Origin of the sequence: Streptomyces sp. NPDC007095, assembly GCF_040634475.1 — a bacterium.
GTDB lineage: Bacteria > Actinomycetota > Actinomycetes > Streptomycetales > Streptomycetaceae > Streptomyces.
Genome location: NZ_JBEYFS010000099.1, coordinates 18,689 through 39,452, shown reverse-complemented (window position 1 = coordinate 39,452; position 20,764 = coordinate 18,689). Strand labels below are relative to the sequence as shown.

General features: G+C 71.0%; 17 protein-coding genes and 1 pseudogene. 14 read left to right on the top strand and 4 right to left on the bottom strand.

The window, feature by feature from the left end; translation table 11 throughout:
• Positions 1-87 precede the first annotated feature (87 nt).
• Together ABZ656_RS29955 and ABZ656_RS29950 are read right to left on the bottom strand one after the other, a co-directional pair.
• Positions 88-1,605: a multicopper oxidase domain-containing protein gene (locus ABZ656_RS29955; protein WP_360271686.1), complete on the bottom strand. Its 1,518-nt coding sequence runs from the start codon at positions 1,603-1,605 to the stop codon at positions 88-90.
• Between the two features lie 261 nt (positions 1,606-1,866).
• Positions 1,867-2,565 carry an N-acetylmuramoyl-L-alanine amidase gene (locus ABZ656_RS29950; protein ID WP_360271692.1) on the bottom strand — a complete coding sequence of 233 codons (699 nt, stop codon included), beginning with the start codon at positions 2,563-2,565 and terminating at the stop codon, positions 1,867-1,869.
• A 304-nt stretch (positions 2,566-2,869) separates the two neighbouring features.
• Here ABZ656_RS29950 and mnmA point away from each other — a divergent pair, with 304 nt between their 5' ends.
• Positions 2,870-3,997: a tRNA 2-thiouridine(34) synthase MnmA gene (gene mnmA / locus ABZ656_RS29945; protein WP_099943435.1), complete on the top strand. Its 1,128-nt coding sequence runs from the start codon at positions 2,870-2,872 to the stop codon at positions 3,995-3,997.
• On the opposite strand, the gene ABZ656_RS29940 is transcribed toward mnmA, so the two are convergent.
• Together ABZ656_RS29940 and ABZ656_RS29935 are read right to left on the bottom strand one after the other, a co-directional pair.
• Positions 3,994-4,149, bottom strand: a complete 156-nt coding sequence (locus ABZ656_RS29940) for a hypothetical protein (RefSeq protein ID WP_360271682.1) — start codon at positions 4,147-4,149, stop codon at positions 3,994-3,996. The genes mnmA and ABZ656_RS29940 overlap by 4 nt on opposite strands.
• 13 nt (positions 4,150-4,162) lie before the next feature.
• Positions 4,163-4,486: a DUF427 domain-containing protein gene (locus ABZ656_RS29935; protein ID WP_060901251.1), complete on the bottom strand. Its 324-nt coding sequence runs from the start codon at positions 4,484-4,486 to the stop codon at positions 4,163-4,165.
• A 50-nt stretch (positions 4,487-4,536) separates the two neighbouring features.
• Here ABZ656_RS29935 and ABZ656_RS29930 point away from each other — a divergent pair.
• The 13 genes and pseudogenes from ABZ656_RS29930 to ABZ656_RS29870 all read left to right on the top strand — a co-directional run bounded on the left by ABZ656_RS29930 (position 4,537) and on the right by ABZ656_RS29870 (position 20,749).
• Positions 4,537-5,100, top strand: a pseudogene (locus tag ABZ656_RS29930) (TIGR00730 family Rossman fold protein).
• Between the two features lie 7 nt (positions 5,101-5,107).
• Positions 5,108-5,806: an SDR family oxidoreductase gene (locus ABZ656_RS29925; protein WP_101400822.1), complete on the top strand. Its 699-nt coding sequence runs from the start codon at positions 5,108-5,110 to the stop codon at positions 5,804-5,806.
• Entirely contained in the window at positions 5,803-6,798 is a 996-nt protein-coding gene (locus ABZ656_RS29920) for a methionine synthase (RefSeq protein WP_360271678.1), read from the top strand. Before ABZ656_RS29925 ends, ABZ656_RS29920 begins: the two co-directional genes overlap by 4 nt.
• Before the next feature lie 15 nt (positions 6,799-6,813).
• Positions 6,814-9,009, top strand: coding sequence for an NAD-dependent DNA ligase LigA (ligA, locus tag ABZ656_RS29915; RefSeq protein ID WP_101400824.1), 2,196 nt, complete (start codon positions 6,814-6,816; stop codon positions 9,007-9,009).
• Positions 9,010-9,268: 259 nt separating this feature from the next.
• Positions 9,269-11,515, top strand: a complete 2,247-nt coding sequence (locus ABZ656_RS29910) for a bifunctional diguanylate cyclase/phosphodiesterase (RefSeq protein ID WP_101400825.1) — start codon at positions 9,269-9,271, stop codon at positions 11,513-11,515.
• A gap of 522 nt (positions 11,516-12,037) precedes the next feature.
• Positions 12,038-12,334: an Asp-tRNA(Asn)/Glu-tRNA(Gln) amidotransferase subunit GatC gene (gene gatC, locus ABZ656_RS29905; RefSeq protein ID WP_010984178.1), complete on the top strand. Its 297-nt coding sequence runs from the start codon at positions 12,038-12,040 to the stop codon at positions 12,332-12,334.
• Between the two features lie 5 nt (positions 12,335-12,339).
• Positions 12,340-13,845: an Asp-tRNA(Asn)/Glu-tRNA(Gln) amidotransferase subunit GatA gene (gene gatA, locus ABZ656_RS29900; protein WP_360271673.1), complete on the top strand. Its 1,506-nt coding sequence runs from the start codon at positions 12,340-12,342 to the stop codon at positions 13,843-13,845.
• On the top strand, positions 13,842-14,084 hold the full coding sequence (locus ABZ656_RS29895) for a hypothetical protein (RefSeq protein ID WP_101400827.1): 243 nt from the start codon (positions 13,842-13,844) through the stop codon (positions 14,082-14,084). The genes gatA and ABZ656_RS29895 overlap by 4 nt, the downstream gene beginning before the upstream one ends.
• A 16-nt stretch (positions 14,085-14,100) precedes the next feature.
• Complete coding sequence (gene gatB / locus ABZ656_RS29890; protein ID WP_360271669.1) at positions 14,101-15,618, top strand: Asp-tRNA(Asn)/Glu-tRNA(Gln) amidotransferase subunit GatB; 1,518 nt, start codon at positions 14,101-14,103, stop codon at positions 15,616-15,618.
• A 286-nt stretch (positions 15,619-15,904) separates the two neighbouring features.
• A complete protein-coding gene (locus ABZ656_RS29885) occupies positions 15,905-16,471 on the top strand; it encodes a GNAT family protein (protein ID WP_360271666.1) in 567 nt (188 codons plus the stop codon).
• A 64-nt stretch (positions 16,472-16,535) separates the two neighbouring features.
• Entirely contained in the window at positions 16,536-17,129 is a 594-nt protein-coding gene (locus tag ABZ656_RS29880; protein ID WP_101400829.1) for a hypothetical protein, read from the top strand.
• Between the two features lie 234 nt (positions 17,130-17,363).
• Positions 17,364-17,561 carry a hypothetical protein gene (locus ABZ656_RS29875; protein ID WP_101400830.1) on the top strand — a complete coding sequence of 66 codons (198 nt, stop codon included), beginning with the start codon at positions 17,364-17,366 and terminating at the stop codon, positions 17,559-17,561.
• 104 nt (positions 17,562-17,665) lie between these two features.
• The gene (locus tag ABZ656_RS29870; protein WP_360271663.1) at positions 17,666-20,749 is read left to right on the top strand and encodes an AAA family ATPase; all 3,084 of its coding nucleotides are present in this window, start codon (positions 17,666-17,668) and stop codon (positions 20,747-20,749) included.
• The last annotated feature ends 15 nt before the right edge of the window (positions 20,750-20,764 follow it).

Below are 20,764 nucleotides of genomic sequence, written 5' to 3'. Positions count from 1 at the left end.
ACGTCCAGTACGAGGACTTCCGGCCGGCACGCCGAGAGCACGCACCGGACGCCGCTCCTTGACGGGCAAACGTTGCCTGCCGCGGCACTAGCTGTCCGTCACCATGAGGGAGGCCATCATGCCCTCGTCCTCGTGCTGCAGCAGATGGCAGTGGAGCATGTACATGTAGGTGTCGTCCGAGAAGTCGGTGAACTTCATCGCGATCTCGATGGAGCCGCCGCCGACCACCTCGAACGTGTCGTACCAGCCTAGTTGGACGCCCGTCGGATCCTCCCCGTTGATGGAGATCAGCTGGAACGGCACATCATGCAGATGGAACGAGTGTTCAAGCTGCGTGCTGTTCTTGACCGTCCACACCTCCTCGGCGCCCAGAGTGGTGCTGATCATCGCCATCGAGGACATGCTCGTCCCGGCGGAGCCGTTGATCGTCATCGTTGTGCCGCTCTGGCCGAGCGTGATCGTCCGGGGGGTGAAGTCGCTGGTGTCGTAACGGGTGATGGTGTTGAGGGTCGGCAGGGTCTCCGGGGTGTCCGAGGTGTCCGGAGTGACGGTCAGGAACTCGTACGTCCCGCTGCCGCCGCGCACCCAGCCCGTCGTCACCACGGCCTCCAGGGTCACCGCGTCGCTGAGTTCCATCACGAACTCGGCCCGCGCGCCCGCCACCAGCCGGATGGACGCCACTTCGGTGGCCTCCGTCAGATAGCCCTGGTCGGTGGCGATCTGGGTGAGCGTCGCGCCGTCGCTGCGCTGGACGGTGATGATGTCGGACGGTGAGGCGTTGAGCAGCCGGAAGCGGGTGCGCTTCTTGGTGGCGGTGAAGGAGAGCGTGGTGTCGTCGACGTTCGTGCCGTTGCACAGCAGCGGGAAGCTGAGACCGTTGCTGAGGTAGCCGCTCAGGTTGTACTTGATGTCTCCCGCGCTGTCCGTGGCCAGACACTGCAGGATGATCGGGATGTCGTCGGTGCCGTAGGTGCTGGGCAGGGCCGCGGACGCGTCCGAGTCGTCCTCGACGATGATCATGCCCGCGAGGCCGTGGGTGGCCTGCTCCGCCGTGGTGCCCAGGGCGTGCGGGTGGTACCAGAGCGTCTTCGCCTCGTCCTTGACCGTGAAGGTGGGCGACCAGGTCTTCCCCGCGGCGAAGGCGTTCTGCGGGCCGCCGTCCATGCCGGGCGGGACGTGCGCGCCGTGGAAGTGGACGGTGGTGGCCTCGGTGAGGCTGTTGGTGATGTTCAGCAGGACGGTGTCGCCCGAGGTCCACTTCATGGTGGGGCCGAGGAACGACTGGTTGTAGCCCGCGGTCGTGCTGGTCACTCCGCTGAGCACCTCGCTGGTGCCGGTCTTCGCCTCCAGGGTGTACGTCGTGGTGCCGTCCGAGGTGGTCCCCTCCAGGAGGTCGGGGATGGTCAGCGTGGTGCCCGCGGCGTGCGCCTTGTTCTGCGTCGCGTTCGTCAGCAACGCGATGGCCGTGCCGCCGGCGGTCACCGCCGCGATGCCCGCCCCGGCCATCCCGCCGAGGAACTTGCGGCGGTGCATGCCCTTGCCCTTGGTCTTGGACCGGCCCTTGTCCTTGCCCGCGCCGGAGGCGGGCTGTGTGGTGTGCGTCATGGCGGTGGACTCTCGACCTGAGGGCTGTGTAAAGACTTGGGTCGAGTTAGGAGAACGCCGTCTTCGCTGTGAAATCCGATGACTGAAAGTCAGGATCAACTCCCTCCGAAAGAAGGAGAGTTGACGTGTCGCTGGTCACATCGGCAGCACGGGACGCAATGGACAGTCCCGTCCCGCCGGTGCCTCACAGCATCACGATTAGGTGACTGGAGCCCTGTGCGCCGCTGTCTGTGAGCGCGCATCGAAAGCGCTCTCCGGCGGCTACGCCCCGGCTGTGCGCGTCGGCTCCGCCGCGGTGCGGGCCTGTCGTACGAGTCGTATGTACCGGTCCCAGTCCCAGTACCGCCCGGGGTCGGTGTGGTCCGTGCCCGGCACCTCGACGTGTCCGATGATGTGCGCACGGTCGACGGGGATGCCGTACCGCCCGCAGACCGCGGCCGTCAGCCGTGCCGAGGCCGCGTACATGGCGTCCGTGAACGACGAGGAGCGCTCGACGAAGCCCTCGTGCTCTATGCCGACGCTCCGCTCGTTGTACCCCCGGTTGCCCGCGTGGAACGCCACGTCCAGCTCGCGGATCATCTGGGTGATGTGCCCGTCCTTGCGCACGATGTAGTGCGCCGCCGCGCCGTGTGCCGGGTCCTGGAAGACCTTCACAGCGCTTCGGTAGCTGCCCTGGGTGACGTGGATGACGACCCGGTCTATCCCGTAGTCGTCAGGCCGGTCCGCCCGCCGCCAGTTCGCCGACGAGGCGGCCACCCACTGCGCACTCCGGAAGTCGACGGCACCCGCCACCCGGGGCCTCTCGACGCCGGGCAGCCGCCACCACAGGTGGCCGAGCTCGCCGCGTGCGAGCACCGCCGTGCCCACGGCGGCCGCGGCGCCACCGATCAGCAGCGTGCGCCGTCCGATCCGCCGGTCGCGGTCCCGGCCGGCACGCCCCTTGGTCTTGTTCGCGCCCACGCCGCCCCCGCTGCTCCCGCTGTTCCCGGTGGATTCTCCGGCTCCGGTGATCCCCGTGGTGCTCGCACCCCTCGGGGTTCCCGTGGTCCCTGTGCCGACCGCGGACCCGCTGGTTCCCACGGTCTCTGTTGCCTCGGTGGTCTCCGTGTCGCCCGTGTTCTCCGTGTTCTCCGTGTTCTCCGTGGCCTCACTCATCGCGTCCGCCCCGTCCTTCGTGCCCGCCCGTCCTCCGGCGGCCCCCGTTGCGATCATCAACGGATACCCGCGGGCTTCGGTTCCCGCGGCCCCGTACTCTGGAGGGGCTATGACTGAGACCTCGCAGCGCCCCCGCCCCCTCCGCGTCCTCGCCGCCATGTCCGGCGGCGTGGACTCCGCCGTCGCCGCCGCCCGCGCGGCGGAAGCCGGTCACGACGTGACGGGCGTGCACCTCGCGCTCTCCGCCAACCCGCAATCGTTCCGCACGGGCGCGCGAGGCTGTTGCACCATCGAGGACTCGCGCGACGCCCGCCGCGCCGCGGACGTCATCGGCATCCCGTTCTACGTGTGGGACCTCGCCGAGCGCTTCCGCGAGGACGTGGTCGAGGACTTCATCGCCGAGTACGAGGCCGGGCGCACCCCCAACCCGTGTCTGCGCTGCAACGAGAAGATCAAGTTCGCCGCCCTGCTCGACAAGGCGCTCGCGCTCGGCTTCGACGCGGTCTGCACGGGCCACTACGCCAAGGTGATCGTCAACGAGGACGGCACGCGCGAGCTGCACCGCGCCTCGGACATGGCCAAGGACCAGTCGTACGTCCTCGGTGTCCTCGACGACCGCCAGCTCGCCCACGCGCTGTTCCCGCTGGGTGACACGGTGACGACGAAGGACGAGATCCGCGCGGAGGCGGAGCTCCGGGGCCTGGCCGTCGCCAAGAAGCCCGACTCGCACGACATCTGCTTCATCGCCGACGGCGACACCCAGGGCTTCCTGGCGAACCGCCTGGGCAAGGCGGAGGGCGACATCGTCGACGAGTCCGGGTCGGTCATCGGCTCCCACGAGGGCGCGTTCGGCTTCACGATCGGGCAGCGCAAGGGGCTGCGCATCGGCACCCCGGCCGCGGACGGCAAGCCGCGCTACGTCCTGGACATCTCGCCGGTGAACAACACGGTGACGGTGGGTCCGGCGGCATCCCTCGATGTCAGTGGGCTGACCGCCATCAAGCCCCGCTGGTGCGGCGCCGCCCCCACCGGCCCGGGCACCTACACCGCCCAGCTCCGCGCCCACGGAGGCGAGACCCAGGTCGCGGCCGAGCTGGTCGACGGCGAACTAGAGGTCACGTTCACCGAGCCGGTCCGCGGCGTCGCCCCCGGCCAGGCGATCGTCCTCTACGACGGCACGCGCGTGGTGGGCTCGGCGACGATCGCGACGACCACCCGCGCGACGGCGAGCGTCTAGGGCTTTTCCGGGCTCTGACCGGGCTCGCCGACGAACTCCGTCAGGAGCGGGGCGAGGGCGACCAGGACACGGTACGTCCCCTGGGGCGCCGTGTCCGCGACGGCCCGCGCGGCCTTGCGCAGCCCCACTCGGGGCTCGACCTCGCGGGCCACCTCGAAGGGTGCGTTACGCCACTTCGACTTCGTAGAAGCAGAAGTGGTCCTTGATCCGGGCGACGTCCGGCTTGGGGTCGGGGTAGGACCAGACGAGGTCGGGGGCGTCGGGCAGGGACCAGTAGGACGCGTCGCCCTTGAAGGGGCAGTGCGTGTGGGTGTCGGAGGTCGTCAGCAGGTCCAGGCGGACGTCCTCGGCCGGAAGGTAGTAGCGCACGGGACAGCCGGTCTCGCGCAGCACCAGGGGCCGGTCGCTCTCCGCCAGCACCTGGTCGCCGTGCACGACGCGTACCCGCTCCGTGCCCTGTTCGATCGTGATCGTGTGTCCATTGGCCATACCCGTACAGCGCGCGTGGGACCCGGGTTCTTCCCTCGTACCGTAGGCACATGAATATCTGCGTCTTCCTCTCCGCGGCCGACCTCGACGACCGCTACACCCGACCCGCCCGGGAGTTCGCCGAACTCCTCGGCAAGGGTGGCCACTCGCTGGTGTGGGGCGGCTCCGACGTCGGGCTGATGAAGGTGGTCGCCGACGGGGTGCAGGAGGCGGGCGGCCGGCTGCTGGGCGTCTCCGTGCACTTCCTGGCGGCCAGGACGTAGGCGGGCGCCGACGAGATGGTGATCGCCCGGGACCTCGCCGAGCGCAAGGCGCTGCTCCTGGCCAAGGCCGACGCCGTCGTGATCATGGTGGGCGGCGCCGGGACCCTCGACGAGGCGACCGAGATCCTGGAGCTGAAGAAGCACGGGAAGACCGAGAAGCCGGTCGTCCTGCTCAACACGGCGGGCTTCTACGACGGCCTGAAGGAGCAGTTCCGCCGCATGGACGCCGAGGGCTTCCTGCCGTGCCCGCTCACCGACCTGGTGTTCTTCGCCGAGGAGCCGGTAGGGGCGCTGGCCTACCTGGAGGCTGTGACATCAGCGGCTCCCGCCGCGGGCGTGGGCACCCAGTGATGCGAGCATGGCGTCCATGGCTACACATGTGATCACCGGGGCGGGCTCCGGTATCGGCGCGGCTGTCGCCCGCCGTCTGCACGCGCGCGGGGACGACCTCGTGCTCCACGCGCGCGACGCGGGCCGCGCGAAGGAACTGGCGGCGGAGTTCCCCGGAGCCCGGACCCTGGTCGGCGACCTGGCGGACCCGGACAAGCTCTCCTGGGCGTTCTCGCACCAGTCCCTGCCCGAGCGCGTCGACTCGCTCCTGCACATCGCGGGCGTGGTCGACCTCGGCCCCGTCGGGGAGCTGACGCCCAAGTCCTGGCGTCACCAGCTCAACGTCAACCTGATCGCCCCCGCCGAGCTGACCCGCCACTTCCTGCCGCAACTCCGCGTCGCCCAGGGCCACGTCGTGTTCGTCAACTCCGGCGCCGGCCTCGCCGCGCACGCCGACTGGTCCGCGTACGCCGCCTCCAAGCACGGCCTGAAGGCCCTCGCGGACTCCCTGCGCCACGAGGAGCACGCGGGCGGCGTCCGGGTGACCTCCGTCTACCCCGGCCGGACGGCGAGCCCCATGCAGGCGAAGGTCCACCAGCAGGAGGGCAAGGAGTACGACGCCTCGAAGTGGATCGACCCGGAGTCCGTCGCGACGACGATCCTGATGGCCGTCGACCTGCCGCGCGACGCGGAGGTCAACGACCTGACCGTGCGGCCGGGACGATGAGTTTCACCTGGGGCCCCGCCACCGGGGTCGGATCCATGCCCGGCGACGACGCCCGTGAGGCCGCCAAGACCGTGACCGGGTCCTTCGAGGACTTTCCGTTCCTGCCCGAGCTGCCCGCCCGGGGACCCGGCGCGGACATGATCGGACGGACCGCCGGGATGCTGGCCGAGCTCTACGCGCGCGTGGAGCCCAGCGGCTGGCGGATCGGGGACCGGCCGGGGCGCGACACCAAGCGGGCCAGGTCCTGGCTCGGCGAAGACCTCGACGCGCTGGAGGAGTTCACCCAGGGCTACGAGGGGCCGCTCAAGGTGCAGGCCGTGGGCCCCTGGACGCTGGCCGCCGCACTGGAGCTGCGGGGCGGCGAGGCGGCGCTCTCCGACCTCGGCGCCTGCCGGGACCTCGCCGGATCGCTCGCCGAGGGGCTGCGCACGCACCTCGACGAGGTACGGCGCCGGGTGCCCGGCGCCCAGATCGTGCTGCAGCTCGACGAGCCCTCGCTCATCGCGGTGCTGCGCGGCCAGGTGAAGTCCGCCAGCGGCTACCGCACCCACCGCGCCGTCGACCGGCAACGGGTGGAGTCGACGCTGCGGGACGTCGTCGGGGTGCACACCGACGGCCCGGTCGTGGTGCACTCGTGCGCACCCGACGTACCGTTCGCGCTGCTGCGCAGGGCGGGGGCCGCGGCCATCTCGTTCGACTTCTCACTGCTCACCGAGCGTGACGACGATGTCATCGGCGAGGCGGTGGAGGGCGGCACCCGGCTGTTCGCCGGTGTCGTGCCGGGCACGGACGGACCATTGTCAGACCCTGCCGGTAGCGTCATGGGTGTCAGGACGCTGTGGCGCAGGTTGGGGCTGCATCCGGGTCTTCTTGCGGAGGCGGTCACGGTCACTCCGTCGTGCGGACTCGCGGGCGCTTCCCCGGAGTACGCGCGCCGGGCACTCGCCCACTGCGCCCGGGCGGCGAGATCCCTCGCGGACAACCCAGAGTAACGGGAGGACAACACGGTGGCCGGCGACAAGGACGCACAGCCCAATTCCCTGCCCGCCGAGGCACGGGAGCAGCACGCGCAGCTCGCTGAGCAGATCGAGGAGCACCGCTTCCGGTACTACGTGAAGGACCAACCGGTCGTCAGCGACACGGAGTTCGACCAGCTGCTGCGCTCGCTGGAGGCCCTGGAGGAGCGGTATCCCGAGCTGCGCACCCCCGACTCCCCGACCCAGAAGGTCGCGGGCGCGTACAAGACCGAGTTCACCTCCGTCCAGCACCGCTCGCGCATGCTCTCGCTGGACAACGCCTTCAGCGACCTGGAGCTCGCCGCCTGGGCCGAGCGCATCGCCAAGGACGTGGGCGCCTCGGACCACCACTTCCTGTGCGAGCTGAAGGTCGACGGCCTCGCGGTCAACCTCACCTACGAGCGCGGCCGTCTCACCCGCGCGGCGACCCGCGGCGACGGCCGTACAGGCGAGGACATCACGCCCAATGTGCGGACGATCGCTGAGATTCCGGACCGTCTCAAGGGCGACCGCGTCCCGGATCTGGTGGAGATCCGCGGCGAGATCTACTTCCCGATGGAGAAGTTCGAGGAGCTCAACGCCCGCCTGGTGGAGGCCGGTGACAAGCCCTTCGCCAACCCGCGCAACGCGGCGGCGGGTTCGCTGCGCCAGAAGGACCCCCGCGTCACCGCGAGCCGCCCCCTGCACATGGTGGTCCACGGAATCGGTGCCCTGGAGGGCTTCGAGGGCCTCACCCGCCTCTCCGAGGCGTACACACTGCTGCACTCCTGGGGCCTGCCGACCACGCGGTACGCGAAGGTGGTCGACGACCTCGACGGCGTACGGGAGTTCATCGCGTACTACGGCGAGAACCGGCATTCCGTGGAGCACGAGATCGACGGAGTCGTCGTCAAGCTCGACGAGATCCGTCTCCAGGGCCGCCTCGGTTCCACGGCCCGCGCTCCACGCTGGGCCATCGCCTGGAAGTACGCGCCGGAAGAGGTCAACACCAAGCTGGTCGACATCAAGGTCGGAGTCGGCCGAACGGGGCGCGTCACTCCGTACGCGCAGGTCGAGCCGGTCACCGTCGCGGGCTCAGAGGTCGAGTTCGCGACTCTGCACAACCAGGAGGTAGTGAAGGCCAAGGGCGTCCTCATCGGGGACACGGTCGTGCTGCGTAAGGCCGGTGACGTCATCCCGGAGATCCTGGGGCCGGTGGTGGATCTCCGCGACGGCACCGAGCGGGAGTTCGTGATGCCGGCCGAGTGCCCCGAGTGCGGGACGCCGCTGCGCGCCATGAAGGAAGGCGACATCGACCTGCGCTGCCCCAACGGCCGTACCTGCCCGGCCCAGTTGAGAGAGCGCGTCTCCTACCTCGCGGGCCGGGAGTGCCTCGACATCGAGCACTTCGGCAATGTGGCCGCGGCGGCGCTGACCCGTCCGCTGGAGCCCGCCGCCCCACCGCTCGTCGACGAGGGCGACCTCTTCGACCTCACGGTCGAGCAGCTGCTCCCGATCAAGGCGTACGTCCTCGACCAGGACAGCGGCCTGCCCAAGCGGGACCCCAAGACCGGTGAGGAGAAGGTCGTCACGGTCTTCGCCAACCAGAAGGGCGAGCCGAAGAAGAACACGCTCGCTCTGCTCGACAACATCGCCGAGGCGAGGAGCCGCCCGCTCGCCCGCTTCATCAACGGACTCTCCATCAGGCACGTCGGCCCGGTGGCCGCCGAGGCGCTGGCCCGCGAGTTCCGTTCCATCGACCGCATCGAGCAGGCCACCGAGGAGGAACTCGCCGCGGTCGACGGGGTCGCCGGGATCATCGCGACCTCGGTCAAGCAGTGGTTCACGGAGGACTGGCACCGCGAGATCATCCGCAAATGGAAGGCCGCCGGCGTCCGGTTGGAGGACGAGGGTTCCGGCGAGGACGAGGGGCCGCGGCCGCTCGAAGGACTCACCGTCGTCGTCACCGGCACGCTCGAACACCACACGCGGGACGGCGCGAAGGAGGCCCTTCAGAGCCGGGGAGCGAAGGTGACCGGTTCGGTCTCGAAGAAGACGTCTTTCGTGGTCGTGGGCGACAATCCAGGATCTAAGTACGACAAGGCGATGCAGCTGAAGGTGCCGGTTCTGAACGAGGAGGGCTTCGCCGTCCTGCTCGAACAGGGACCGGAGGCCGCCGCGGAAGTCGCCCTCCCGACCGGGGAGTAACGGTTGAAGGCCACCCGTTCGGCGCATATCAGATGCATACGGGTGGCCGGGGCGCATTCGGGCAACCGTCGTCGACCGCTGCCCGTAGAAGCCTTCTGCGGCCTACTGTTGAGGTGTGCGCCTGCCGTGCCCGGCTGCGGTTGGGGCATCCCCTGCTCCGCAAGAGTCTGGGGAAGGGTTTTCGGACGCGGTGCCGTTGGCAGTTGTCGCCGGCACGGACCGCGTGGCGTGGGCACCGCCGGCTGTGAGAGGGACGGGAATGGAACCGACCGAGAGCGCCGCCCCGGACTCACGGCTGCGCCTGCGCCGGATGACCGGCGCGTGGATGGCCGGCCTCCGGACGGGGCGTTCGTCGGAGCGCTCCGGCACGGGCGGGCAGGGCTCCGCACCACCCCTCACCGCAACGGCTCCGGCCCCGGGTGCCGGCAGGCTCACCGCCGGGCGTGGCGGCGGCCTGTCCGGTCACGATCCCGAACGGCGCATCTCCTTGCCCACGCTGCCCGCCGCGGTCGTCGGGATGGCCGCGTTCGTCCTCGGCGGCGGCTTCTACCGGGCGTTCAGCGGCCACCACGCACTCTTCCCGTCCGGTGCGGTCGGCTGGTCGCTGGCCGTACTGACCGGCATCATCGTCGGCCATCTGGTCGCCCTCGGCCGCGCCCGCTGGTGGGGCGGCACGGGCTCCGGCGCCGCGCTCACCCTCGCGGTCCTGCTGCTGTACGGCTGGGTGGCCGCCGGGATGGTCAGCCTGACCGTCGTCGTGCTGGTCGGCGCCGCCCGCCGAGGCCGCTGGCGCCAGGGGGTGTTGCACGGCGCGGTCGACATCCTCGGCATCGGCGCCGGAGCGCTGGTCCTCGCCATGTTCGGGCGGGTGCCGTCCGTGGAGGCGCCCTGGAATCCGGAGAGCTGGAACTTCTACGCCGCACCCGAGGTGGTGCTGGTCGCGACCGCCTATCTCGCGGTCACCCGCGTCCTGCTCTGGTACCTGCACGCGCCGGGCACCGGCGGACTGCCCACCGCCACCCGCACGGCGCTGGTCAGGCAGGGCCTGGTCGCCGTCGCACTGCTCGGCATCGCGCCGCTGATCTGTGTCGTCGCGGTCGCCCAGCCGATGCTGCTGCCGCTGTTCTCGATCCCCCTCATCGCACTCGACTCCACCCTGTGGATCGCCCGCGTCCGGGCCGAGGAGCAACTGCGCGACCCGCTGACCGGGCTGCCCAACCGCCAGTGGCTGCTCGAACGGACCTGGACGGCTCTGGACGATGCCGAGCGCATCGGTGCCCGCTCCGCCCTGATGCTGATCGACCTCGACCGCTTCCGTTCCGTGAATGACACGTTGGGGCACCTCGCCGGTGACCGACTGCTCCTTCAGATAGCCGACCGGCTGCGGCTGGCGCTGCCGCGCGGGGCGGAGGCCGCGCGGCTCGGCGGGGACGAGTTCGCCGTGTTACTGCCCGTCGCCGACTCCACCACGTCGGCCACGCGGGTCGCCCGCAATCTTGTCGCCGCCCTCGGCTCGCCGCTCGACCTCGACGGACTCACCCTCGTCCTGGAGGCCAGCGCCGGGCTGGCCGTCTTTCCCGACCACGCGCTGGACGCTGAGGGGCTGCTGCGTCGGGCGGACGTGGCGATGTACCAGGCCAAGCGGGACCGTACGGGGGTGGAGGTGTACGAGTCCAAGCGGGACTCGAACACGCCGGACCGGCTCGGTCTGCTGGGGGATCTGCGCCGGGCGCTGGACGCCGGTGACGTCGAACTGCACTACCAGCCCAAGGTCCGCTTCGACGGACAGGTGGCCGGGCTCGAGGCGCTGGTCCGCTGGGTGCATCCCGAGCGGGGGAAGGTGCCGCCGGACGAGTTCATCGCGATCGCCGAGTCGTCCGGGCTGATGCCGCACCTCACCGAGTACGTGCTGGAGACCGCGCTCGCCCAGCTCGCGCGCTGGCGGGCGCAGGGACTGCGCGTACCGGTCGCGGTGAACGTGTCCCCGCGGGACGTCCACACCCCCGGTTTCGCGGGCTCGGTCGCCGCGCGGCTCGCCCGGCACGGGGTCCCCCCGGGGGCGTTGCAGCTGGAGATAACGGAGCATGTGCTCCTCGAGGACCCGCAGCGGGCCGCGGACACGCTGGCCGGGCTGACCGCGCACGGCGTGAAGATGTCGCTGGACGACTTCGGTACGGGGTACTCCTCGCTGGTGCATCTGCGGCGGCTGCCGGTGAGCGAGCTGAAGATCGACCGGTCCTTCGTCGCGCGGCTCGCCGTGGACAACGAGGACGCGGAGATCGTGCGCTGCACCGTCGATCTCGCGCATTCGCTGGGGCTGCTCGTCGTGGCGGAGGGTGTCGAGGACGACGAGACGTGGGAGCGGTTGCGGGATCTCGGGTGTGACGCGGTGCAGGGGTGGCTGGTCGCGGCGGCGATGCCTCCGGAGGAGGCGACGGCGTGGCTGCTGGCGCGGGGGTCGCGCGGCTGGCAGCGGCCGCGTGCCGCGCTGCCGGCGGCGGAGTAGCTCCGACGGTTCGTTGCCGGGTGCCGGTTCGTGGGGCTCCCGCCGGGCTCTCCCACCCGCGCACCACCCGTGACGGCCACCCGACAAGCGGACCTCTCCCGTGCGGCTTGTCGGCCGTCGGCTTCCGCGCCTCGACAGGGGCGCGGGGAACCGGGCCATCAGCCACGGGCGGCCCGCAGCTTCATCACGGCGGGGAATGCGGCCTCGACAGGGGCGCGGGGAACCGGGCCATCAGCCACGGGCGGCCCGCAGCTTCATCACGGCGGGGAATGCGGCCTCGACAGGGGCGCGGGGAACCGCGCGCCCGGCCATGGGCGGTCCGCAGGTTCTGGACGGTGGTGTCGGTCCCGGACGGGTCGGCGCCGACGGCGGGGAACACGCACCGGCGACTTCCACCTAGTACACGAACCGTCACGGGTGGTGCGGGTGGGAAAGGGGCCTGAGGCAAACCCGGGCGCAGGCATCGGCCCCGGACCCATAGGATTGGGCCAAACCACACACTCTCACCCAGAGGATCGCTGCATGCCTGGCATCACGCGCGAGGAGGTCGCCCACCTCGCACGGCTGGCGCGTCTGGAGCTGAAGGCCGAAGAGCTCGACCACTTCGCCGGCCAGCTCGACGACATCATCGGCGCGGTCGCCCGCGTCAGCGAGGTCGCCGACCAAGACGTACCGCCGACCTCTCACCCGCTGCCGCTGACGAACGTCATGCGCGCGGACGAGGTCCGTCCGTCGCTCACCCCCGAGCAGGCGCTCTCCGGCGCCCCGGCCCAGGAGCAGCAGCGTTTCAAGGTGCCGCAGATCCTGGGGGAGGACTAATCACCATGACGGACACCAACGTCAACATCATCAAGCTGACCGCGGCCGAGATCGCCGCGAAGATCGCCGCGGGCGAACTCACGGCCGTCGCGGTCACCGAGGCCCACCTCGCCCGGATCGAGGCCGTCGACGAGAAGGTGCACGCCTTCCTGCACGTCGACCGCGAGGGCGCCCTCGCGCAGGCCCGCGCCGTCGACGCCAAGCGGGATCGGGGCGACAAGCTCGGCCCGCTGGCCGGTGTGCCGCTCGCGCTCAAGGACATCTTCACCACCGAGGGCATCCCGACGACCGTCGGTTCGAAGATCCTCGAGGGCTGGATCCCGCCGTACGACGCGACCCTCACCAAGAAGCTGAAGGCCGCCGACGTCGTCATCCTCGGCAAGACCAACATGGACGAGTTCGCCATGGGGTCCTCCACCGAGAACAGCGCGTACGGCCCCACCGGCAACCCCTGGGACCTCACCCGTATCCCCGGCGGCTCCGGCGGCGGGTCGAGCGCCGCGCTCGCCTCGTTCGAGGCGCCCCTCGCCATCGGCACGGACACGGGCGGCTCCATCCGCCAGCCCGCCGCCGTCACCGGCACGGTCGGCGTCAAGCCGACGTACGGCGGGGTGTCGCGCTACGGCATGGTCGCGTTCTCGTCCTCCCTCGACCAGGGCGGTCCCTGCGCCCGTACGGTCCTGGACGCCGCGCTGCTGCACGAGGTCATCGCGGGCCACGACCCGCTCGACTCCACCTCCATCGACGCCCCGGTCCCGCCGGTCGTCGAGGCGGCCCGCAACGGCTCGGTCGCCGGCATGCGTGTCGGTGTCGTCAAGCAGTTCCGCGGCGAGGGCTACCAGGCCGGTGTCGTGCAGCGCTTCGACGAGGCCGTCGCCCTTCTCAAGGAGCTCGGCGCCGAGATCGTCGAGCTGGACTGCCCGTCCTTCGACCTGGCGCTGGCGGCGTACTACCTGATCGCCCCGTCCGAGTGTTCGAGCAACCTCGCCCGCTTCGACGCGATGCGCTACGGCCTGCGGGTCGGCGACGACGGCACCAAGTCGGCCGAGGAGGTCACCTCCCTCACCCGTGAGGCGGGCTTCGGCCCCGAGGTCAAGCGCCGCATCATGCTCGGCACGTACGCGCTCAGCTCCGGCTACTACGACGCGTACTACGGCAGCGCCCAGAAGGTCCGTACGCTCATCACGCGCGACTTCGAGAAGTCGTTCGAGAAGGTCGACGTCATCGTCTCGCCGACCACGCCGACCACCGCCTTCCCGATCGGCGAGCGAGCCGACGACCCGATGGCGATGTACCTCGCGGACCTGTGCACCATCCCGACCAACCTGGCGGGCAACGCCGCCATGTCGCTGCCCTGCGGTCTCGCCCCGGAGGACAACCTCCCGGTCGGTCTGCAGATCATCGCCCCCGCGATGAAGGACGACAGGCTTTACAAGGTCGGCGCCGCAGTCGAGGCCGCCTTCGTGGAAAAGTGGGGGCACCCGCTGCTCGAGGAGGCTCCGTCGCTGTGAGTAAGGCTCTGACCAAGGCCAAGGGCTTCAAGAAGTCCAAGTCCGGCACGTACCTGTCCATCGCGACCACCGCGTTCGGTGCCGTCGGCGTCGCCAAGCAGGCCAAGAAGGCCCGCACGGAGCACGACACGCTGCGACTCATCGACGCGGCCGTGTCCGCCGCCGCCATCGTCACCGGCCTCGCCATCCTCTACCGGGAGCTCAGGCGCCTGGGCGACGACGACGTCCTGCTGGGCTGAGAGGGAAGTTTTCACCGTGACCACCACGACCGACGAACTGGTGTCGTACGAGGACGCTCTCGCGACGTACGACCCCGTCATGGGCCTCGAAGTCCATGTCGAGCTCGGCACCAAGACCAAGATGTTCTGCGGGTGTTCCACCGAGCTGGGCGCCGCGCCCAACGCGCAGACCTGCCCGACCTGCCTCGGCATGCCCGGCTCGCTGCCCGTCGTCAACGCGACCGGCGTCGAGTCCGCCATCAAGATCGGCCTCGCGCTGCACTGCGAGATCGCCGAGTGGTGCCGCTTCGCCCGGAAGAACTACTTCTATCCGGACATGCCGAAGAACTTCCAGACCTCCCAGTACGACGAGCCGATCGCCTTCAACGGCTACCTCGACGTACAGCTGGAGGACGGCGAGGTCTTCCGCGTGGAGATCGAGCGCGCCCACATGGAGGAGGACACCGGCAAGTCCACCCACGTGGGTGGCGCGACCGGCCGTATCCACGGCGCCTCGCACTCCCTGCTCGACTACAACCGCGCGGGCATCCCCCTCATCGAGATCGTCACCAAGCCGATCGAGGGTGCGGGCGAGCGCGCTCCCGAGGTCGCCAAGGCGTACGTCGCCGAGCTGCGCGAGCTCATCAAGGCGCTCGGCGTCTCGGAGGCCCGCATGGAGATGGGCCAGATGCGCTGCGACGTGAACCTGTCGCTGCGCCCGCACGGCCGCGAGAAGTTCGGCACGCGCTCCGAGACGAAGAACGTCAACTCGCTGCGCTCCGTGGAGCGTGCGGCCCGCTTCGAGATCCAGCGGCACGCCGCGGTTCTCGACAGCGGCGGCACGATCATCCAGGAGACCCGCCACTTCCACGAGGACACCGGGTCCACGACCTCGGGCCGCGTGAAGGAGGAGGCCGAGGACTACCGGTACTTCCCGGAGCCCGACCTCGTCCCGGTCGCCCCGTCCCGTGAGTGGGTCGAGGAGCTGCGCGCGGGTCTGCCCGAGCAGCCGCTCGCGCGTCGCAACCGCCTCCGTGAGGAGTGGGGTGTCTCGGCGCACGACATGCAGTCGATCCTGAACGCCGGTGCCATCGACCCGATCGTCGCCACGATCGAGGCCGGTGCGGACGCCGCGTCCGCCCGTAAGTGGTGGATGGGTGAACTGGCGCGCAGCGCCAACGAGTCGGGCAAGGCCCTGGAGGACCTGCCCATCACTCCGGCGCAGGTCGCCCGGGTGACGCAGCTCGTCGCCTCCGGGGACCTGAACGACAAGCTCGCCCGCCAGGTCATCGAGGGCGTGCTCGCGGGCGAGGGCACCCCGGACGAGGTCGTCGACAAGCGCGGTCTGAAGGTTGTCTCGGACGAGGGCGCGCTGACCGCCGCCGTCGACGAGGCCATCGCCGGCAACCCGGGCGTCGCGGACAAGATCCGCGGCGGCAAGGTGGCCGCGGCAGGCGCCCTGGTCGGCGCGGTCATGAAGGCCACCCGCGGCCAGGCCGACGCGGCTCGCGTCAAGGAACTCATCCTGGAGAAGCTGGGCGTCAGCGAGGGCTGAGTACCCGTAAGTACCCACCTGGGGGGATGCATCGGCTCCGATGCGTCCCCCCAGGCATGTCCGCGGGTCCCCCTGGTGTGACAGTGCCGCGCATCAGCAGCACTGGGCGCAGGATTCCACCCGCACACCCACGCCACCCCTCCACGATGGGCAGAACCCATGCCGGACACCATGCCTGGCATAGGATCCCTTAGCTGATCGGAGACGCTGGCCGCTGCGACGGACGCCCAGGTGGACGCCCAGGTGGACGTACTGGAGGTCTTACAGGAAAAGGAGCGGCAGCAGGATGTACGCGATATCCCTGGGTGACGACGGCGCGGAACTGCGGCCCCTGGAGCCCTGGCAGGCGGAGGAGTTTCTCGCACACCTGGAGCGGGGGAGGGAGTTCATCGGGCAGTACATCCCCTTCGGGTCCAAGGCCACGGACGTGCCCTCCGCGCGGGAGACACTCCAGCGGTACGCCGACATGCGCGCCGCCGACACGGGGTCCCTGCACGGCCTGTGGCTGGAGGGGAAGCTCGTCGGCGGGGTGCTCTTCCTGAATTTCGACGCCGAGCACGGCAACTGCGAGGTCGGCTGCTGGCTGGAACCCGCCGGCACCGGACGCGGTCTGGTCACCCGGGCGATGCGGATCCTCATCGACTGGGCGGTCGAGGAGCGCGGGATCCACCGTGTGGAGTGGATCGCCGCCTCGGCGAACGTGCCGAGCGTGAACGGCGCCCGGCGGCTCGGGATGACCCGGGACGCGGTGCTGCGGGAGAGCTACCCCCACCGGGGCGTACGCCTCGACATGGAGGTCTGGTCGGTGCTCGCGCCCGAGTGGCGGGCGGCACGCGCGCGTGAGCAACGATGATCTCGGCCGTCGCTCACAACGATCATTAAGAGACTTCTCAGACTCCGTCCGTACGGTGCGGGTCATGGGAACCAAGACAGTTGACGAAGCCGTGGACGCGAACGGCACCGAGGCAAAGAGCGACGAGGAGACCGTGAACGTCACCAAGACCGACGAGGCGCCGGACGTCGAGGTCGAGGAGAGCGGCGACACCGAGGCCGAGGACCAGGACGACCTCGACGCCGAGGCCCTGGAGGGCGAGGACGCTCCCGAGGCCGAGAAGGGCACCCCCGGCGTCGGCCAGGGCGCCGCCGCCGTCGTCTCCGCCGGCCTTGGCGTCGTGTCCCTCACCGGCAGCTGGGTCGCCACCGTGGCCGCCGCCCGCGAGACCCTCGTCGGCCAGCTGGGGACCTCCTCGACCGCGAGCGTCGCCAAGCAGGTCAAGGTCTACGGCGACGCGTGGGCGACCACCGCGCTGGTCGGCGGCCTCTTCGCGCTGGCCGCGCTGATCGTCGGCGTCGTGGTCCTGGTCCGGCCCGCCTTCGGGGCCCCCGGCAAGCCGCAGGCCGCCTGGATCAAGTCGGTCGCCTGGGCGGGCGTCTCGCTCGGCGTCATCGGCCTGGTCCTCGCCGTCGCCAAGTACTCCGACATCATTCTCGGACTGCCGTCCACCAGCTGAATCCCCAGCTGAATCCCCGGCTGAATCCCCGGCTGAATTCCCGGCTGGATCTCCGGCTGGATCTCCGTACCTCTGAGGGGCCTTAGGGCCGCCGTAAGCCACTTACGGCCGCTCTAAGGCCCTTCGCGTGCGCAAGATGCGGAACTCTCCCGATGTGACGCACCCCCCTGGGAGACGAAGGTTGAGGCATCGCGGAAAGCGATGACGAAACCCACTCCTCACGAGGGACACGACATGTTCGAGTACGAGCTCCAGCAGATGCGATCCAACGAACTGATCCGCGAGGCAAAGAACCACCGCCAGGCGCAGGAAGCCCTCCGTGGCCGTCGCGCCGCCCGCCGCGCCGTCGCGCGCGAGTCCGGGCAGAACGACTCGGAGGGGCAGGCGCATAGCCCGCGTCCCCGCCGGCACCGGTTCGCCCGCGCCGCATGAGCGCGGGGGCGGGGGGCGGCCGTACGGGGGTCGGCCGCCTCCCAGCGAGCGGGGTGGCGGTCGCCCGCTCGATAACCAGTGCCGCACTGTCAGACCCCTGTGCGATGCTCGGGCCTGTGGAAACCAGGTCCGTCAGCCTGGTGTTCGTCGGTCGCGCCGACGAACTCGGCGTCCTGCACGACGCGCTCGCCCGTACGGTCACTGGGGGCACCTCCCAGGCGTTCAGCACCGGGGGAGAGCCGCAGGCGTTGCTGCTGGGTGGTGAGGCCGGAGTCGGAAAGACCCGCCTGCTCGAGGAGTTCGCCACCGCGGCCGTCCGCGAGGGCGCCGTCTTCGTGTGCGGCGGCTGTGTGGAGATCGGCGCCGACGGACTGCCCTTCGCCCCGTTCTCCACCGCCCTGCGCGCTCTGCGCCGGCTGCTCCCCGACGAGCTCGCAGCCGCGGCCGCCGGCCAGGAGGACGAGCTGGCGCGGCTGCTGCCCGAGCTGGGCGAGACCGGCCGCGGCGGACGGCCCGACGAGGAGGGCATGGCCCGCCTCTTCGAGCTCACCGCCCGCCTCCTGGAGCGCGTCGCCGCCGACCGCACCGTCGTCGTCGCCCTCGAAGACCTGCACTGGGCCGACGCCTCCACCCGCCACCTGCTGGCCTACCTCTTCCGCACCCTGCGCAGCGGCCGCCTCGTCGTCATCGCCACCTACCGCGCCGACGACATCCACCGCCGCCACCCCCTGCGCCCCCTGCTGGCCGAACTCGACCGCCTCCGCACGGTCCGCCGCATCGAACTCGGCCGCTTCAGCCGCGCCGAGGTCGGCCGTCAGATCGCCGGCATCCTCGCCCACGAACCCGACCCCGCCCAGGTCGACGACATCTTCGAACGCTCCGACGGCAACGCGTTCTTCGTCGAGGAGCTCGCCGTCGCCGCCCACCAGGGCTGCCGCACCGGACTCACCGACTCCCTGCGCGACCTGCTCCTCGTCCGCGTCGAAGGCCTCCCCGAGAGCGCCCAGCGCATCGCCCGGATCGTCGCCGAGGGCGGCTCCACCGTCGAGTACCCGCTGCTGGCCGCCGTCGCCCGGCTCGCCGAGGACGACCTCATCGAGGCGCTGCGCGCCGCAGTCGGCGCCAACATCCTGCACGCCTCACCCGGCGGCGACGGCTACCGCTTCCGCCACTCCCTGGTCCGCGAGGCAGTCAGCGACGACCTGCTCCCCGGTGAGCGCTCCCGTTTCAACCGCCGCTACGCCGAAGCCCTGGAGGCCGACCCCACACTCGTCCCGGCCGACGAGCGCGCCACCCGCCTGGCCAGTTACTGGTACCACGCGCACGACGCGGCCAAGGCCCTCCCCGCCGTCCTCGACGCCTCCGTCGCGGCCCGCCGCCGCCACGCCCACTCCGAGCAACTCAGGCTCCTGGAGCGCGCGATGGAGCTGTGGGAGGCCACCCCCGAAGCCGTACGGGACGAGCTGCGCCCCATCGACTACGTGGAGGTCTTCCCACCCTGTGGCTGCGACCCGGCCAAAACCCCCCTGCGCTACCTCGACCTGATGGCCGAGGCCGCCGTCGCGGGCCGGCTGTGCGGGGAGCGCGAGCGCGCCCTGAAGATCACCAAGCGGGCGCTGCGCGTCCTGGAGGACGAGGACGACCCCCTGCGCGCCGCGTGGTTCTGGATCCAGCGCTCCCGCCTGGTGCAGGCACAGGCCCGCGGGGACGGCTGGACGGAGCTCGCCACCGCCCAGGACCTGGTGCGCGGCCTGCCGCCGTCGGAGGTGCATGCCGAGGTGCTCTCCATGGTCGCCGCCTGGTGCATGCTGCACGAACCGGGTCCCGGTGCCCTCTCGGCCGCCGAGCGCGCCGTGGAGTACGCGCGCATGGTGGGCGCCCGGGACATCGAGCTGAACGCCCGGCTCACGCTCGGCGGCCTCATGGTCGACGCGGGAGACGTGGAGACGGGCATCGCAGAGATGTACGAGGTCAAGGAACGGGTGCTGCGGCACGCCCCCTCCATGGTCACGGGGCGCGTCCACATCAACCTGCCCTCCCACCTGGAGTCCGTCGGCCGCTCCCGGGAAGCGGTCACGGTCCTGCGCGAGGGCATCGAACTCGCCCGTAAATCCGGGCTGTTGGACACCGAGGCCTGGGCATGGGGCAACCTCTCGGAGTCGCTCTACGCACTCGGCCAGTGGGACGAGGCCGTGGAGGCCGCGCGCAACGCCCTGGGTGTCGGGCTCAGCGGCAAACCGTCCGGCAGTGGTGCCATGCGCCTCGCGGATCTCGCGCTCGCCCGCGGCGACCTCGCCGAGGCCGCACGTCAACTCGCCGCTGCCCGCGCCCACTTCGGTACGCACGACCCCATGCCGCAGCACTCGCTGCCCCTGGTCCGCACCGCGATCGGCATCGCCGCCGGAGAGGGACGCCTCCTCGACGCCCGCGCCGCCCTGGAGGACACCCTCGACGCGGGCTTCCCGCCCGGCACCCAGCGTGACGGCTGGCCGCTGCTGCTCGCCGCCGCCACCGCGGAGGCCGACGCCCGCGGACTGCCCGTCGCCGAGGCGGGCCGTGCCGGGACCCTGGAGCGGCTGCGCAAGGCCGCCAAGTCCCTGGCCACCGGAGCACCCGTCTGGCTCGCCCATGAACGGTGGGTACGCGCCGAGCTCCGCCGCGCCGAGGGCACGGCCGACCCGCGCGAATGGTCCGAGGCGGTCACCGCCTTCGAACCGCTGGAGCGCCCCTACGACCTCGCCCGTGTCCGTCACCGACTCGCCGAGTCCCTGCTGATCGCGGGAGCCGACGAGGACGACCGGGCCCGCGCCACGGAGCTTCTGCGGCTGGCCGGTGCGGCGGCCGGCCACCTCGGCGCCCGCCCGCTCGCCGACGCCGTCGCGCTCCTCGCCCAGCGGGCCCGCCTCGCCCTGGGCCGCGCCCCCGGGCCGTCGGCCCCGGCTCCCCCCGACCCGGCCGAGGCCCTCGGCCTCACCAGCCGTGAGCGCGACGTCCTGCGCCTCGTCGCCGCCGGCCGCAGCAACCGCCAGATCGCCGAGGAACTCTTCATCTCCCCGAAGACCGCCAGCGTCCATGTCTCGAACATCCTGGCCAAGCTGGATGTCTCGGGCCGGGGGGAGGCGGCGGCGCTGGCGCACCGACTGCGTCTGTTCCCCCAGGAGGCCCCCACCGCCCGGACGGCGGGCTGAGGCATACGCTGGTAC